Raw genomic sequence first — 15,156 nt, forward strand, 5'->3', positions numbered from 1 at the left:
AAAAGCTGAAGATGAGGTGAATCTATTGTTTTTAATTGCATTGCTAAAACCTTTAAAAACATATGAAGACTATGTCTATAAAGCCAATGCCTATTCTCATATATTCCAGAAAGAAAAAGCAATTGCAACGATGGAACAAGCAGCCATACACCCACAATTTTCGATCGAAGAAAGATCAAGCGGCTACATTTATTTAGGGATTCGCTATTCTAAAATGTTGAACTACCGAAAAGCATCCGATTGTTATCATAAAGGATTTGAGCTGATGATTGACGAGCCTTTTTCATATCGTAGTCCCTTTAAACAAGCCATTGAGGCTTTCATCAAAAATGGCGATGACGTGAGAGCGAAGTTTTGGCTAAATAATCTCCTCGAACGTCAAAGTTATGATAAGAATTTCAGGAAGCTTGCTGTTCTTGAGAAGAAATTATATTGAGATGGTTTTATTCGTGTATCTCAACTAACTTAACTTAACTTAACTTAATGATGAGACAGCGGTGAACGATGAAAAAGGATTTGTCGATCAAACTGGAGATTTATCAATCAAACTGGCTACATTGTCAATCAAACTAAGGATTTATCAATCAAACGAAGCACTTTATCAATCAACCAGATTTCAAAAGCAAGTTTACTTGGTGAGATGCCATATTCATAATCCATAAAAAAAGCGACTCCACGTTGATGGAGTCGCTTTTGTATTTATCGTTTTGAAATTTCTTCTTGAAGGATTTTATTAACCAACGGTGGGTTAGCTTGTCCTTTTGTTGCTTTCATAATTTGACCAACCAAGAAGCCAATCGCACGGTCTTTCCCGTTTTTGAAGTCTTCGATTGATTGTGCATTCGCGTCCAATGTTTGTGTGACGATGTCACGAAGCGCACCTTCGTCAGAAATTTGAACTAAGCCTTTTTCTTTCACGACTTGTTCAGCAGTTCCGCCATTGTCAGCAAGTTCTTTGAATACTTTTTTCGCGATTTTCGAAGAAATCGTGCCATCGCTGATTAGTTTGATCATGCCAGCCAAACCTTCAGGCGTTAGCTTTGTATCATGCAATTCTTTTTGGTCGACGTTCAAGTAAGCTGATACTTCACCCATCATCCAGTTAGATGCAAGCTTCGTATCCGCACCAAGAGCAATCGTTGCTTCAAAGAAATCGGACATTTCTTTCGTTAACGTCAAGACCATTGCATCGTATGATGGCAAGCCCAACTCTTCAACATAACGTTGTTTACGAGCGTCAGGAAGTTCAGGAATATCCGCACGTACACGGTCCATCCATTCTTGGTCAATGACTAAATCGACTAAGTCCGGTTCCGGGAAGTAACGGTAATCGTCCGCTCCTTCTTTAACACGCATTAACAATGTTTTGCCTGTCGATTCGTCAAAACGACGAGTTTCTTGCAGGATTTCTCCACCTGAAAGCAACACTTCTGCCTGACGAATTTCTTCATGCTCAAGGCCGCGACGCACATAGTTGAATGAGTTCAAGTTTTTCAATTCAGCTTTTGTACCGAATTGCTCTTGACCGTAAGGACGAAGTGAAATGTTGGCATCACAACGTAGTGAGCCTTCTTCCATCTTACAATCCGATACGCCTGTGTACTGGATGATTGATTTCACTTTTTCCAAGTACGCATAAGCTTCTGCAGGTGTGCGGATATCTGGCTCTGAAACGATTTCAATTAATGGTGTACCTTGACGGTTGTAATCAACCAATGAGTACCCTTTATCGGTATGTGACAGTTTCCCAGCATCTTCTTCTAAGTGCAAGCGAGTAATCCCGATGCGTTTTTTGTAGCCATCCACTTCAATTTCAACCCAGCCGTGTTCACCGATTGGTTGGTCGAATTGAGAGATTTGGTATGCTTTCGGATTATCCGGATAGAAGTAGTTCTTGCGATCGAATTTCGTATGTGTTGAGATCTCACAGTTAAGTGCCATCGCTGCTTTCATGCCGAAATCAATTGCGCGTTTATTAACAACAGGTAAAACTCCTGGGTATCCAAGGTCGATTACATGTGTATTTGTATTCGGTTCTGCGCCAAAGTGGGCAGGTGAAGGTGAAAACATTTTCGAATCTGTTTTCAGCTCTACGTGAATTTCTAAACCAATGACTGTTTCAAAGTTCATGATTTTGCTCCCTCCCAAAGTTGAGGAGTTTCTTTATGGAAGCTTGTCGCCTGCTCGTAAGCATGAGCTACACGATAAATCGTTGCTTCATCAAAGTGTTTCCCGATAATTTGCAAGCCCAGTGGCATTCCTTCAGAGTATCCACATGGTACCGAGATTCCTGGAACACCAGCCAAGTTTACAGGGATGGTTAAAATATCATTTGCATACATCGTCAATGGATCATCGTTTTTCTCGCCAACTTTAAATGCAGGTGTTGGCGTCGTTGGTCCAATGATGACGTCGTATTTTTCAAATACTTGATCGAAATCTTGTTTGATCAATGTACGCACTTGTTGTGCTTTTTTGTAGTATGCATCGTAAGAACCTGCGCTTAATGCAAATGTTCCTAACATGATGCGGCGTTTTACTTCGTCTCCGAAACCTTGCGCACGTGTTTCTTTGTATAAGTCCATTAATGATTCCACGTTTTCTGCACGGAAACCATAACGGATCCCATCAAAACGAGCTAAGTTTGAAGATGCTTCAGAAGAAGCCAGTAAATAGTATGTTGCTAAGCCGTATTTTGAGTGAGGTAAAGATACTTCTTCCCAAGTTGCGCCAAGTGATTCCAATACTTTCAATGCATCAAGTACCGATTGTTTGGCAGCTTCCCCAACACCGTCTCCTAAATACTCTTTAGGAACACCGATGCGAAGGCCTTTAACGTCGCCAGTCAATGATTCAACAAAGCTTGGTACATCAACATTTGCAGAAGTTGTATCGTTTTCGTCCACACCTGAAATCGCTTCAAGCAATAACGCATTGTCTCTTACATTGCGTGTAATCGGTCCGATTTGGTCTAAAGAAGATGCAAAAGCAACCAAACCAAAACGAGATACACGGCCATATGTTGGTTTCATCCCAACTACACCACAGAATGATGCTGGTTGACGGATTGAACCACCTGTATCTGATCCTAATGAAAATGGTACTTCACCCGCTGCAACTGATGCTGCAGAACCACCTGAAGAACCTCCAGGAACACGGTCAAGATCCCAAGGATTACGTGTGATTTTGTACGCTGAGTTTTCTGTTGAAGAACCCATTGCGAATTCGTCCATGTTCAGTTTACCGATAGTGATCATGCCCGCTTCACGCAGTTTGCGAACGACTGTCGCATCGTAAATCGGGTTGAAACCTTGAAGGATTTTAGAAGAACATGTTGTTTCGATGCCTTCTGTTACGATGTTGTCTTTTACACCAATCGGCATACCGAATAACGGTCCGCGTTTTGATGCAGGCACTTCGTCCATTTCTTTTGCTTGAGCCATTGCTTGTTCTTTATTAAGTGCTAAAAATGCTTTTACGTCACCGTCTAAAGTTTCGATACGTGTATAGGCTTCAGCTGTCAAATCTGCAATTGATAGTTCTTTGTTATGTATCATTTCTTGCAGGTCGGTTGCCGAGTAGTTGAATAATGTCATGGATAGTCCCTCCTTACGTCAAAATCAGTCTAAAATTGATGGTACTTTTACTTGGCCCGCTTCTTGCTCACGAACATTTTTCATCATTTTTTCACGGTCAAGTCCAGGGACTGCCTTGTCTTCACGCAATACGTTCACTAACGGTAAGACATGTGTAGTTGGTACAACATTTGTTGTATCCAGTTCATTTAACTGCTCAGCAAAATTGGTAATTGCCGCAAGTTGGCCTGCAAACATTTCAGCTTCTTCATCTGTAATGGCAAGACGTGCTAAATGTGCTACGTGCTTTACTTCTTCTTTTGATATATTCGCCATTTTTTACACCTCCGAATTCACAATCATACCGAGTATCATATCATTTTTCACTTTAAAAGAATAGAGACAGCATCAAGCTGTCCCTAGGTATTACAATGGTTTTGCTAAAATGAATCTATTCCCATTTGATGATTTCCAGCGACAAGCAAACTCGTACTTCTGTTTCATGTCCTCAGAGTCGAGCTAAATTGGCGCTTTTCGATTTTCTTGATGTCCAGCTACAAGCGCCAGCTCGCACTTCCGCTTCAAGCCCTCATTCGAAAACGGGTTTTCGATTCGGTCTTTCCACCGTCAGCGTCAAGCTAGAACGGCGCTTTTCGCTTTTCTTGATGTCCAGCTACAAGCGCCAGCTCGCACTTCCGCTTCAAGCCCTCATTCGAAAACGGGTTTTCGATTCGGTCTTTCCACCGTCAGCGTCAAGCTAGAACGGCGCTTTTCGCTTTTCTTGATGTCCAGCTACAAGCGCCAGCTCGCACTTCCGCTTCAAGCCCTCATTCGAAAACGGGTTTTCGATTCGGTCTTTCCACCGTCAGCGTCAAGCTAGAACGGCGCTTTTCGCTTTTCTTGATGTCCAGCTACAAGCGCCAGCTCGCACTTCCGCTTCAAGCCCTCATTCGAAAACGGGTTTTCGATTTGGTCTTTCCACCGTCAGCGTCAAGCTAGAACGGCGCTTTTCGCATTTCTAGTCATAAATATGGACGTAAGGCTCTTTCTCGTCTGCTTCTTTAATGACCAGTGCTTCTGGTCCGTTAATCGATGTGACGCTGACTTCTACATGCATGGAAGCTGGGAAATGTTCCATCACCAGTCCCGTCATGTATTGCGTAAAGCCAATGATTTCAGCCGTACCATAAAACTGTATCGGAATATCAATGGTCATTTTCTTAATATGATCGTCCTGGTAGAACCCAGTACCAACGATACTTGTGAAATTCGAGAAATACTCTTCCACATCTTGTTTGAATTTATTGAACGATTGTCCCACTTCACGGTACTTTTCTTCGGAAACAGGTTGTGGGAACAGAACGAATTCTTCATTAATGTCTGTCCAATCAGAAACTGATGCTTTTCCTTCACCAACTTGCCCGCTTGCAAAATATGTACCCGGTACTATGGAATTGCGGCTTTCTTGTCGGAACAAGCCAACCGTAATTGGCACTTTCTCAAGGCCTTTCATTGTACGCATGCGTTTAACGATTTCATTGGCCATCTTTTTACCTTGTTCAACAATCACTGCTTGGGGAATTGGTTCTTCATACGTCGCACCAAAGTCTTCCTTTTGGTAGTAATAGGTAGAATTCATTGCAAGACCAATGGAAACACCACCAAGTTTCACTTCGTTTTTATCTGATTTTACTAAATAGTTTTGCTCAACTATATGTGCTAAATATATAGGTGCTTTTTTGGCTAACTCAGCTGTCATGTTTCCTTCTTTAGGACGACTTGGATTTAACCCGCCTTTCGTTTGCGAACTTCTGGCCAACCACGAACTTAGTACTTCCGCATCAAGCATTTGACCTTCTTGGAAAAAGTAGTCGTCTGGTGAAAACGTACGTTGCGACAAACGCAATAACCCGCTTTCTACTTCTTTCACATCGTACTTGGAATAAATATTCGAGACGACTAATCCTCGACTCATACTTTCTTGATATGGCAAGAGGGTACGATAATACTGGTCCGAAATTTGCATGCTCGGAATGATCGTTGCCTCTTCTTTACTTTTTTCAGTTTCAGTGTTGACTTTTGTATCTTTACTAAGGCTCGGGATACACCCTGCAAGTAAGGTTAAAGATATTATAGCTGGAATCCAGCGTATTCGTTTCATTATAGGAAGGACTCCTTCACTCATTTAATTCTTCAATCAGACGGTTTTCATCCCATACCGGAATGCCCAACGTACGGGCTTTGTCGAGCTTAGAACCGGCATCTTCACCTGCAATGACGATGTCTGTTTTTTTACTCACACTCCCAGAGACGGTACCGCCTACTTGTTCTATTTTCTCTTTTGCTTCTTGTCGTGTCAATTGTTCCAATTTCCCAGTTAACACAACTGTTTTACCTGTCAATACGTGATCCAAGTTGGAAAGATCCACTTTTTTACCAGTATAGGATAAATTCACGTCTAGTTTTTCAAGTCGTGCGATTAATTCTTGTACTTCTTCGTTGTCAAAGTAACTTACAACGGAGCCCGCCATTTTATCGCCAATTTCATGAACCGACGTTAGTTGTTCTGGAGTTGCTTGCGCAAGTGACTTCATATCTCCGAACTCTTCTGATAGAATTTTGGCGGCCTTCTCACCAACATGTCGAATTCCTAATCCAAATAATACGCGCTCCATTGAATTTTGCTTGGATGATTCAATGGCAGTAACCAGATTCGTTGCCGACTTCTCACCCATTCGATCCAACTGGATCAATTGATCTTTCGTAAGCGTAAACAAGTCCGAAACATCGTGGATGAGTCCTTCACGGAACAATTGCTCCACCACTTTTTCACCGAGTCCATCAATATTCATTGCGTTTCGCGACACAAAATGAATGAGTCCTTCGGTAATTTGAGCAGGGCATTGAGGATTGACACAACGCAGTGCCACTTCACCTTCAATACGAACGAGTTCACTCTCACAAACTGGACAATGTGTAGGCATGTTAAATGCCGGCAACTCCTCTTTACGAGCCTCAAGAACCACTGCCACCACTTCTGGAATGATGTCGCCTGCTTTGCGTATAATGACGGTATCCCCAATACGAATGTCTTTTTCACGAATCAAATCTTCGTTATGTAAAGACGCTCGTCCGACGGTCGTTCCTGCCACTTGTACAGGTTCAAGTATTGCTGTCGGTGTTAAGGCACCTGTACGTCCGACGGTCAATTCAATGTCGAGCAGAGTGGTTACAACTTCTTCAGCCGGGAACTTATACGCTGTCGCCCAACGTGGACTCTTAGCCGTGAAGCCTAAATCCTGTTGGTGAACATAGCGATTCACTTTTATGACGATGCCGTCAATTTCATAAGGTAGATTTGGACGTTCTGCTGTCCACTTTTCAATATACGATACGACTTCGTCGATTGACTGACAGGTTTGTCGTTCCCTATTTGTTTGAAAACCAAGTTCGTCCAAATAATCGAGCGCTTGTGCATGGCTATCCAGCTGATATGCTTCCCCGTCCCCACCGATGCCATAAACGAAAATGGCCAGGTTACGACTTGCGGCGATTTTCGGATCAAGCTGACGCAATGAGCCCGCTGCTGCATTTCTCGGGTTTGCGAACTTTTCTTCTTCATTTGCCACACGTGTTTCATTCAATGCGGTAAACGATCTTTTAGGCATGTAGGCTTCGCCTCGAACTTCGATAGTGAGCGGTTTTTTCAAGCGTAACGGAATGGAACGGATGGTTTTTAAATTCTCCGTAATATCTTCCCCTATGCGACCATCACCACGTGTTGCGCCGCGGACAAAAACGCCATTTTCATAGCTAAGTGAAATGGCTAAGCCATCTATTTTCAATTCACATACATATGAAAACTCGTCCCCTATGCTTGCACGGATGCGTCGGTCGAAATCGTCCAAATCCTCCCGTCCAAAAGCATTCGATAAACTGAGCATCGGATATGTGTGTGATACTTTCTTGAATCCTTCAAGAACCATTCCACCAACACGTTGAGTTGGCGAATCCGGATAAATCAGGTCAGGAAATTCACTTTCAATGGCAATGAGTTCCTGCAAATATTGGTCATAAACCGCATCAGGCACGACCGGCTGATCCAGCACATAATAGGCATAGCCTGTATCGTGCAAAAGCTGATTGAGTTCTTTCACACGTTCTTCCAATTGTACTTTATCCATAGAGTCGTTCCTCCGCTCGATCTGTTATAACTATTTAAAAAGGAGCATCAAAAGAGCCAGTTTTTGGAACTCAGGTTAAGAACGCCACATCCTGCTCCTGCGATTACTCGTCGCAAAATTCCTGCTCCTGCGATTACTCGTCGCAAAATTCCTTTTGTGGCAACGGCTGCATAACCTGCTTCGTGCAGGCCTCGACGTGCTATTTTGAGCGGACTTTTTAAATTACCTATAATTTATACTTTTTCAACTGGTGCAAACTTCGCAAGTAATCGCTTGATGCCGGTTGGGCTTGGGAAAGCGATATCGATTTCCGTATTCTCGCCTTCACCGCGTACACTAACAACTGTTCCTTCGCCCCATTTTTTATGAACGGCTTTGTCGCCCGTATTCCATCCAAGCTTGTCCCCGCCTGAAGCTTTATATGCAGGACGTTCAACTGCTGGACGCGTAGTGTTCGCAACCGAACGACGGGTAGTTTGACTTCTACCTGTACCTGCAGATTGTTTCAACGTCACATGCTCTAGAATATCTTCTGAGATCTCCGCAATGAATCGGGAAGGGTTGTTGTATCCGCTTCGGCCGAACAATGTTCGCGATTGTGCACAAGTTAAATACAGACGCTCTTCAGCACGTGTAATCCCTACGTATGCTAAGCGTCGTTCTTCTTCCATTTCGTCATTGTCACCGATCGAACGTGAATGAGGGAAGACGTTTTCTTCCATCCCAATGATGAATACGACCGGGAACTCCAGTCCTTTTGCTGCGTGCATCGTCATTAGTACGACTTTTCCTTTAGATACATCTTCATCGTTATCCAACTTATCCAAATCGGAAATCAGCGCCAAATCAGTAAGAAAAGATACAAGGGTTTTATCTTCACTGCGTTCTTCAAACGCTTTCGTTACGGATAAAAACTCTTCAATATTCTCAAGACGGCTTTCTGATTCGATCGTCTTTTCATTTCGCAGCATATTACGGTAGCCGGTTTTATCCAATACTTGCTCCACGAGTTCAGTGACAGATAAGAATTCCTGCATTTGAGTGAATCCATCCATCATCTGGTGGAATTTAGCCGCTTCGTTTGCTGCGCGTGCTGGCAATCCCATAAAGTCCACTTCGCGAAGTGCATCAAAAATGGAACGGTCCTGTTCAAGTGCATACATTGCCATTCGTTCGAAAGATGTCGCACCAATGTTGCGTTTTGGTTCATTGATGATACGCGCCAATGCCAAATCATCTTCGTTGTTGGCAATCAAACGTAAGTACGACAGCAAGTCTTTAATCTCTTTGCGATCATAGAACTTCGTGCCGCCAACGATTGTGTAGGTAATATTCGATTTGACCAAAACTTCCTCCATCACACGGGATTGGGCGTTTGTGCGATACAGAATGGCGAAATCATCTAGGGTACGATTGCCCTTTTCCATCAATTCCTGAATTGTTTTGACGACAAACTGTGCTTCCTGCTGTTCGTCATAAGCTTTGTAAACATTGATTGCTTCACCTGAACCGTTGTCCGTACGCAGTTCTTTTGGATAGCGACCTGTATTGTTTTGTATGACGTCATTTGCGGCTTTCAGGATGCGTTTAGTCGAGCGATAATTTTGCTCCAGCATAATGGCCTGGGCATTTGGATAATCTTTTTCAAAAGACATGATGTTTTGAATATCTGCTCCACGCCAGCGATAAATCGATTGATCCGAGTCGCCTACTACGCACAAGTTATTGAATTTCTTTGCCAACATTTGTACAAGTTCGTATTGGGCTTTGTTTGTATCTTGATATTCATCAACATGAATATAATGAAATTTGTTTTGATAAAACTCCAATACATCCGGTACACGTTTGAACAGAGTTAACGTTGTCATAATCAGATCATCAAAATCGAGGGATTGATTTTTGCGAAGACGTTTGTCATACGCTGTGTAGACTTCCGACGCTGTCTTCTCGAACGGATTGAACTGATTCATTTGGCTCGCAAATGTTTCGGCATCAATGCACTCGTTTTTTGCTGAGCTGATAGCGTTTAACATGGAACGGGGATCATATTTTTTAGGGTCGATGTTCTGGTCTTTCAAAATACGTTTAATGACTGTCAATTGTTCAGTGGTATCCAAAATGGAGAAGCTTTTCGAGTAACCGATTCGATCGATATCGCGACGTAAAATACGTACACACATCGAGTGGAATGTAGAAACCCACATGCGCTCTCCTGTTCCATTGCCAAGTAGGCCATCGATACGCTCACGCATTTCTCTTGCTGCTTTATTCGTAAATGTAATCGCCAAAATTTTCGATGGGTAGACTTCTTTTTCCACGACTAAATAAGCAATTCTGTGAGTTAACACACGTGTTTTCCCAGAGCCCGCTCCTGCCATAATCAGCAAGGGACCTTCCGTTGCTTTTACTGCTTTTTCTTGTTCGGGATTCATCCCGTTTAATAAATTCTTTACGATTAATTCCATTATGCACCGTCCTTCACGAACATTTGTTCTTCAATTATAAACTGCTTATGTTAATTGTCAAAGTGTCACTGCATGAACAGCTTTCACTGTTTCGAGCGCTTCGTTCAAATTGTCATAAAGATGATTGCCCACTACAACTGTGTCCGCAATCATTGCCATTTCAGTCGCTTGTCTTGCCGATGTAATACCACCGCCGTAAAAGAGACGCGTGTTTTTCAAAACGTTTTTTGCAGCTTTCACCATCTTGGGGTCTCCATAAACACCGCTATATTCTAAGTAGAATATCGGAAACTTGAAAAAGTGTTCAGCCAACCTTGCGTGGGCAATCACTTCTTCCTTTGATAAAGAAGTGTGAGCTTCAGTCGCGCGTGCCGCCTTACAATCTGAATTTAAAATACAGTAACCTTCCGGAACAAGTTCATTCCAGTCCATATAATCCCCGAATTCCTTGATGGCTTCGATATGCAAATCCTTCACCCACGTGGTATTTGTACTATTTAACACGGAAGGAATGAAATAGAAATCGAATCCTGGCGTCACGGAGTCTATCGTCGAAATCTCCAGTGCAACCGGTACATTATATTGTCTAACTCTAATTAGTAAGTCCAAAACCAAATCAAGGGTAACTCCATCTGTACCACCGACTAGAATGGCGTCCGTTCCAGATTCACACACCTGCTTTAGCGCTTCTTCGGATATTTCCTTCGCAGGATCTAATTTAAAAACGTGACGCCACTCCTGATACATCATCGGTTCCCACCTATCTATGTTCATATTCATCTATCTAGTATAACAAAAAAACCCTCCTATCCGAAGAGTGAGAGCGGGCAAATATTTGGTATCATTCGTTTAATCGACATCAATTTGCTTTTAATCGGCATGAAACTCTTATTAATCCGCATCGTTCTCGTATTATTCGGATTTACCCATTTTTACCCAATAATAAAGGACCACTCGGATGTGAGTGGTCCCTGTGATGGTTTATTCGTTTGAATTTCCGTACTTAGGAAATTGAAAAGGTTTTTCGTCAGGATATAGCCTGCCTAGCATTTCATCATATGTATCGTTCCCGTAATCGAAACAACGACGCACGCGAGAAATGGTAGCCGTGCTGGCTCCAGTCTCATTTTTAATCGTTTCATATGTTTTCTTCAGTCGTAATAAATGAGCCACTTCAAAGCGTTGAGATAACGATTGAATTTCACTTATAGTGCATAAATCATCAAAAAATCGATAGCATTCTTCAATGTCTTTTAATTCTAAGACCGCTTTAAATAACTGATCCGTTTGATGACCGCGTATTTTATCTACTTGCATGGTTGTTACCTCCTTTTCGAAGCATTTTTAGGGCGTAAATGTAACCATTTGGTCAATACCGGGGTTTGTTTTCACTAAATGAATCCAGCTTTTTCCTGGAACGAGTTTAGCGGGTTCACCATTTTCCATTGGCACTAGCACACCATCTATTTGTTGCCATTCGATTTCTTTCATCATACCTGCTTGGAATAAGTAGCCTTTGCCACCCGATTTTAAATCGAGTTGTTGTCTTCCTGCGCCATCAATTGTTTGATGGTCCACTTCAAAAAACATTACATTGGCTAAGCTGATCTCTTCGTCAGTCTCTCTATCTATCGTGACAATCCCTCCAGAAGAACGAGAGTATTGTTGAGTAAGTGTATCATATGAATACACATGGTGGAAGTCTTCACTCCCGCCATAGCGGACATCAATCATTGATGCAGGAGTACCCAAAGGAACATCTTCGACTGAATCATAGAATGCCAGGTTCGGAATTTTTTCGATTTCTTGTCGGGCACCAACTTTGTCCATTCCTTCGATGACATGTTCACCTGTAATGTACGAATTGTGAGGTGCTACACGATCTTTGGAACGTAAAAATAGGGAACCGTCATATTGCATGCCATTGATGTTGTCCACATCTCCTGTAGTTAACATCAGTCGCGCTTCCGGGCTATAGCCGTGTGCCACGTAAAAGGCATCGAGACCGGATGCAATTTCAATAAAGTAATCACGTGCACTTCGGACCGGTCCAATTTCATTAGGCAATTCGCTTTGATACAATGCAAGCAAACGTGTCACGTTTCCTTCTGCCACCATTTCATAAACAATATCTGCACTCGCAAGTCCCGATTGTGGTCTTGCTTTCGGGTGATTATTGATTGTGACCAGCACAGGACGTTTCGTGAATTCTTCTTCGGAACGTTCACCCGAAAAAGGTGCAGCAAAAGGTAAGGTTACTACTTCTTCGTCTTCATTCTCATCTGTCGTTTCATCCTCGTTTGGATTTTCTGCGTCGACTGTATTTTCTTTATCTTTAGAACAACCCGCAATAATAAGCAACAAAACCATCATAAACAGCCATTTCTTCATTTCTCCGAACCCCCTAAGATCTCATGAATGAAGGGAACAACACTGATTTTTTCATGACATCATATATGCCGCGTTGTGTAATGCGGACATATGGTAAATGAGTCGATTGCAAAAATAGCAATGTGTAAATTGCATCACCATGTGTATACCCTCGTTCGTTCAATGCTTTCTTCAAAAACAATTCCCGCTCAATCAAATCTTCCACTTTTTCATTTGATAGTCCTCCACCTATTGCCAGTGGAATGTGTGCAATGACTTCACCATGTTCAACGAGCACGATGCCGCCTTTCATCCGCTTCATTTCATTGAAAGCTACTAACATATCTTTATGGTTTTTACCTATTAGAATAATATCTCCTGTATTCGAGTAAGACGAAGCAAACCCCTGCACGGAAGTCGCAAAACCTTTAATCATCGTGTTGACACGCCACTTACCATCGCGGTCAATTAACATCAGATAGCTCTCATCATGATCAGAACTTAAGCTCGACTCACCAGTGTGAATCGATACACTATATGGCTTCGTGATCACATCATTAACCATTTCAATTCCAAAAGGCATCGAGAACTGAAAGTCCCCATCATGCAAATCAAACGGCAATTCCAAATCACCTAATACGGACCAATCGATTGTCGGCAGCTGTTGCACTTGCTTGCCGTCCCTCTTCAGCCATTCGCCCTTTGACAGCACGCTTACAGGGACAGGATTTCGCTCGTTTTCCAAGAAGTTTAAAGAAGCTAATCTTCCTGTGGCAATAAATCCATGCAGACTGGTCATGTTGTAATAACGGGCTACATTATAGGATGCCATTTGATAGGCATCAATCGGTTTCACTCCTGCATCCAGTGCGACTTGAATGCATTTATCCATGACGCCATCGATGTGGAAAGAAGGTGTCGAACCGTCCGTTGTCATCATCAAATGATCAAAAACATCCAGTCCTTTTTCCACAATTCCTTTTAATAAATGAGGTAAATCAGGGCGAATCGACGAATGTCTTAACGTCACGGCATAACCATGCAACAACCGTCTTTCCACTTCTTCAACTGTCATGGCTTCGTGGTCACCGTCGCTACCTAGCAATTTCATGCGCGCCAATGTTTTGTCAGAAGCACCAGGTAAATGGGCTTCTACTTTTTTGCCTTTTGTTTTAGCCGATTGCAACCAGTACAGCATTTGGTCATCACCTGCTAGTAAACGTGGCCATGCTGTCAATTCTCCGCCCATCAATACTTCCGGACGCTCCAACCATTCACCGATGGATTTCGTCGTAAATAGTTCATCTTCATTTTCAAGCTCAGTTTGTGAATCAAATCGTGCCCACCAATAAAATGAAAACGGCAGTTCATTCAATTGATCCAATAGTGTAAACGCTTTCTTGTTTTTCAACAAAAGAAAGAGTATAAGATTGTCTGATAGAAACGTAGTTGTACCTAATTGTGCTGCATAATCAGCAAATGATTGGGGATGATAAAGTTGAAATGGATGAACATGAGGTTCGATATAGCCCGGCACAATCACCTGTCCATTTGCATCAATTATTTCTGCGTCAGTTGTTTGAACAGGCATATCAGGACCTGCATACACAATGCGGTCTTTTGCAATCCAAATGTTGCCTTCAACCCATTTTTTCAGCACGCTATGTAAGTATGTTGCATTCACAATAATTTTATCGGGACTCGTTTTTCCATCAATCATGCTTAATTGGTGGCGGATCTCCCCTATTTTCCACAACGGGTGTTGCATGGTATCCACTCTCCTTTCAAGACGGGTATCATTTTTTTATACTAGCATACCAACTTTGGAAAATACAGACGGTAAGGTCACTTTTTTGAAAATTCAGATAGGAGGAAACACGAAAATGTCACAAACGCAAAACCTTAGCACACGTAACGCACTGACAAGACTTTCACTCGGACTTAGTATGCTCGCTTATGGTACCGCTAAACTCGCCCGCAATCCCAAATGCAACAAAGGTCGCATGATGGTTGCATTCGGTGCTATGAAAGCTGCAGAAGGAACGGTCAAATTCTGTCCAATGAAAGCCATGATCCAAAATCAAAGCATGGTGGGACAAACCAGCAATACCCCAGAAATCGGAAAATTGATGAAGGATTTCGCTAGTCAAGGTATGTCGGGTCAATCAGGGTCTGGTTCAAATTCTGGTTCCGGTTCTGCAACAGGTTCTGGTACTGGTGCTACTACTGGTGCTGCCGTTGGAAACATGGTGAAGGACCTCGCTAGTCAAGCTATGTCGGGACAAACAACATCTGGAGCTGGTGCAAAAGCTGGTTCTGGTGCTGGTGCTGCCGTTGGAAACATGGTGAAGGACCTTGCCAGTCAAGCTGTGTCGGGACAAACAACATCTGGTGCTGGTGCAAAAGCTGGTTCTGGTTCTTCCAAAAATAAATAAAGGATTTTTCTGGGCAAGGCATGTCGCCGGTGACGAATTGAGGTAGTAAGTGAAAGTTTATTCCTCTTCGCTAGAAGGTTATACACTTTGGCGGAATGTTTATTCCCTATGTTAATTCCCTCTCGCG

At 42.6% G+C, this 15,156-nt stretch carries 12 protein-coding genes; 2 read left to right on the forward strand and 10 right to left on the reverse strand.

Annotated elements, in window-relative coordinates; genetic code table 11:
- Positions 1-25 precede the first annotated feature (25 nt).
- Positions 26-436 (forward strand): hypothetical protein, encoded by a 411-nt coding sequence (locus HMPREF1210_RS14270; RefSeq protein WP_147640358.1) that lies wholly within the window; start codon positions 26-28, stop codon positions 434-436.
- A 263-nt stretch (positions 437-699) separates the two neighbouring features.
- Here the strand turns inward: HMPREF1210_RS14270 and gatB are convergent, their stop codons facing one another.
- The 10 genes from gatB to HMPREF1210_RS14320 form a co-directional block, all read right to left on the reverse strand.
- Positions 700-2,130 (reverse strand): Asp-tRNA(Asn)/Glu-tRNA(Gln) amidotransferase subunit GatB, encoded by a 1,431-nt coding sequence (gatB, locus tag HMPREF1210_RS14275; protein WP_016429409.1) that lies wholly within the window; start codon positions 2,128-2,130, stop codon positions 700-702.
- Positions 2,127-3,596, reverse strand: coding sequence for an Asp-tRNA(Asn)/Glu-tRNA(Gln) amidotransferase subunit GatA (gatA, locus tag HMPREF1210_RS14280; RefSeq protein ID WP_016429410.1), 1,470 nt, complete (start codon positions 3,594-3,596; stop codon positions 2,127-2,129). The genes gatB and gatA overlap by 4 nt, the downstream gene beginning before the upstream one ends.
- A 24-nt stretch (positions 3,597-3,620) precedes the next feature.
- Positions 3,621-3,911 carry an Asp-tRNA(Asn)/Glu-tRNA(Gln) amidotransferase subunit GatC gene (gene gatC, locus HMPREF1210_RS14285; RefSeq protein ID WP_016429411.1) on the reverse strand — a complete coding sequence of 97 codons (291 nt, stop codon included), beginning with the start codon at positions 3,909-3,911 and terminating at the stop codon, positions 3,621-3,623.
- A 682-nt stretch (positions 3,912-4,593) separates the two neighbouring features.
- Positions 4,594-5,736 carry a CamS family sex pheromone protein gene (locus tag HMPREF1210_RS14290; protein WP_016429412.1) on the reverse strand — a complete coding sequence of 381 codons (1,143 nt, stop codon included), beginning with the start codon at positions 5,734-5,736 and terminating at the stop codon, positions 4,594-4,596.
- 16 nt (positions 5,737-5,752) lie between these two features.
- Complete coding sequence (ligA, locus tag HMPREF1210_RS14295) at positions 5,753-7,759, reverse strand: NAD-dependent DNA ligase LigA (RefSeq protein WP_016429413.1); 2,007 nt, start codon at positions 7,757-7,759, stop codon at positions 5,753-5,755.
- Positions 7,760-7,992: 233 nt separating this feature from the next.
- The gene (gene pcrA / locus HMPREF1210_RS14300) at positions 7,993-10,224 is read right to left on the reverse strand and encodes a DNA helicase PcrA (protein ID WP_016429414.1); all 2,232 of its coding nucleotides are present in this window, start codon (positions 10,222-10,224) and stop codon (positions 7,993-7,995) included.
- Positions 10,225-10,281: 57 nt separating this feature from the next.
- A complete protein-coding gene (locus HMPREF1210_RS14305) occupies positions 10,282-10,974 on the reverse strand; it encodes a heptaprenylglyceryl phosphate synthase (RefSeq protein WP_016429415.1) in 693 nt (230 codons plus the stop codon).
- 231 nt (positions 10,975-11,205) lie between these two features.
- Positions 11,206-11,541, reverse strand: coding sequence for a YerC/YecD family TrpR-related protein (locus HMPREF1210_RS14310; RefSeq protein WP_016429416.1), 336 nt, complete (start codon positions 11,539-11,541; stop codon positions 11,206-11,208).
- Between the two features lie 27 nt (positions 11,542-11,568).
- Positions 11,569-12,615, reverse strand: a complete 1,047-nt coding sequence (locus HMPREF1210_RS14315; RefSeq protein ID WP_016429417.1) for a DUF3048 domain-containing protein — start codon at positions 12,613-12,615, stop codon at positions 11,569-11,571.
- A 13-nt stretch (positions 12,616-12,628) separates the two neighbouring features.
- Complete coding sequence (locus HMPREF1210_RS14320; protein ID WP_016429418.1) at positions 12,629-14,362, reverse strand: adenine deaminase C-terminal domain-containing protein; 1,734 nt, start codon at positions 14,360-14,362, stop codon at positions 12,629-12,631.
- 115 nt (positions 14,363-14,477) lie between these two features.
- Here HMPREF1210_RS14320 and HMPREF1210_RS17840 point away from each other — a divergent pair, with 115 nt between their 5' ends.
- Positions 14,478-15,029: a YgaP-like transmembrane domain gene (locus HMPREF1210_RS17840; protein ID WP_016429419.1), complete on the forward strand. Its 552-nt coding sequence runs from the start codon at positions 14,478-14,480 to the stop codon at positions 15,027-15,029.
- Positions 15,030-15,156: the final 127 nt, after the last annotated feature.

Source organism: Paenisporosarcina sp. HGH0030 (assembly GCF_000411295.1).
GTDB lineage: Bacteria > Bacillota > Bacilli > Bacillales_A > Planococcaceae > Paenisporosarcina.

Coding starts and splice junctions, on each gene's coding strand:
- gatB (WP_016429409.1), bottom strand. CDS start 2,130: ATGAACTTTGAAACAGTCATTGGTTTAGAAATTCACGTAGAGCTGAAA.
- gatA (WP_016429410.1), bottom strand. CDS start 3,596: ATGACATTATTCAACTACTCGGCAACCGACCTGCAAGAAATGATACAT.
- gatC (WP_016429411.1), bottom strand. CDS start 3,911: ATGGCGAATATATCAAAAGAAGAAGTAAAGCACGTAGCACATTTAGCA.
- HMPREF1210_RS14290 (WP_016429412.1), bottom strand. CDS start 5,736: ATGAAACGAATACGCTGGATTCCAGCTATAATATCTTTAACCTTACTT.
- ligA (WP_016429413.1), bottom strand. CDS start 7,759: ATGGATAAAGTACAATTGGAAGAACGTGTGAAAGAACTCAATCAGCTT.
- pcrA (WP_016429414.1), bottom strand. CDS start 10,224: ATGGAATTAATCGTAAAGAATTTATTAAACGGGATGAATCCCGAACAA.
- HMPREF1210_RS14305 (WP_016429415.1), bottom strand. CDS start 10,974: ATGATGTATCAGGAGTGGCGTCACGTTTTTAAATTAGATCCTGCGAAG.
- HMPREF1210_RS14310 (WP_016429416.1), bottom strand. CDS start 11,541: ATGCAAGTAGATAAAATACGCGGTCATCAAACGGATCAGTTATTTAAA.
- HMPREF1210_RS14315 (WP_016429417.1), bottom strand. CDS start 12,615: ATGAAGAAATGGCTGTTTATGATGGTTTTGTTGCTTATTATTGCGGGT.
- HMPREF1210_RS14320 (WP_016429418.1), bottom strand. CDS start 14,362: ATGCAACACCCGTTGTGGAAAATAGGGGAGATCCGCCACCAATTAAGC.
- HMPREF1210_RS17840 (WP_016429419.1), top strand. CDS start 14,478: ATGTCACAAACGCAAAACCTTAGCACACGTAACGCACTGACAAGACTT.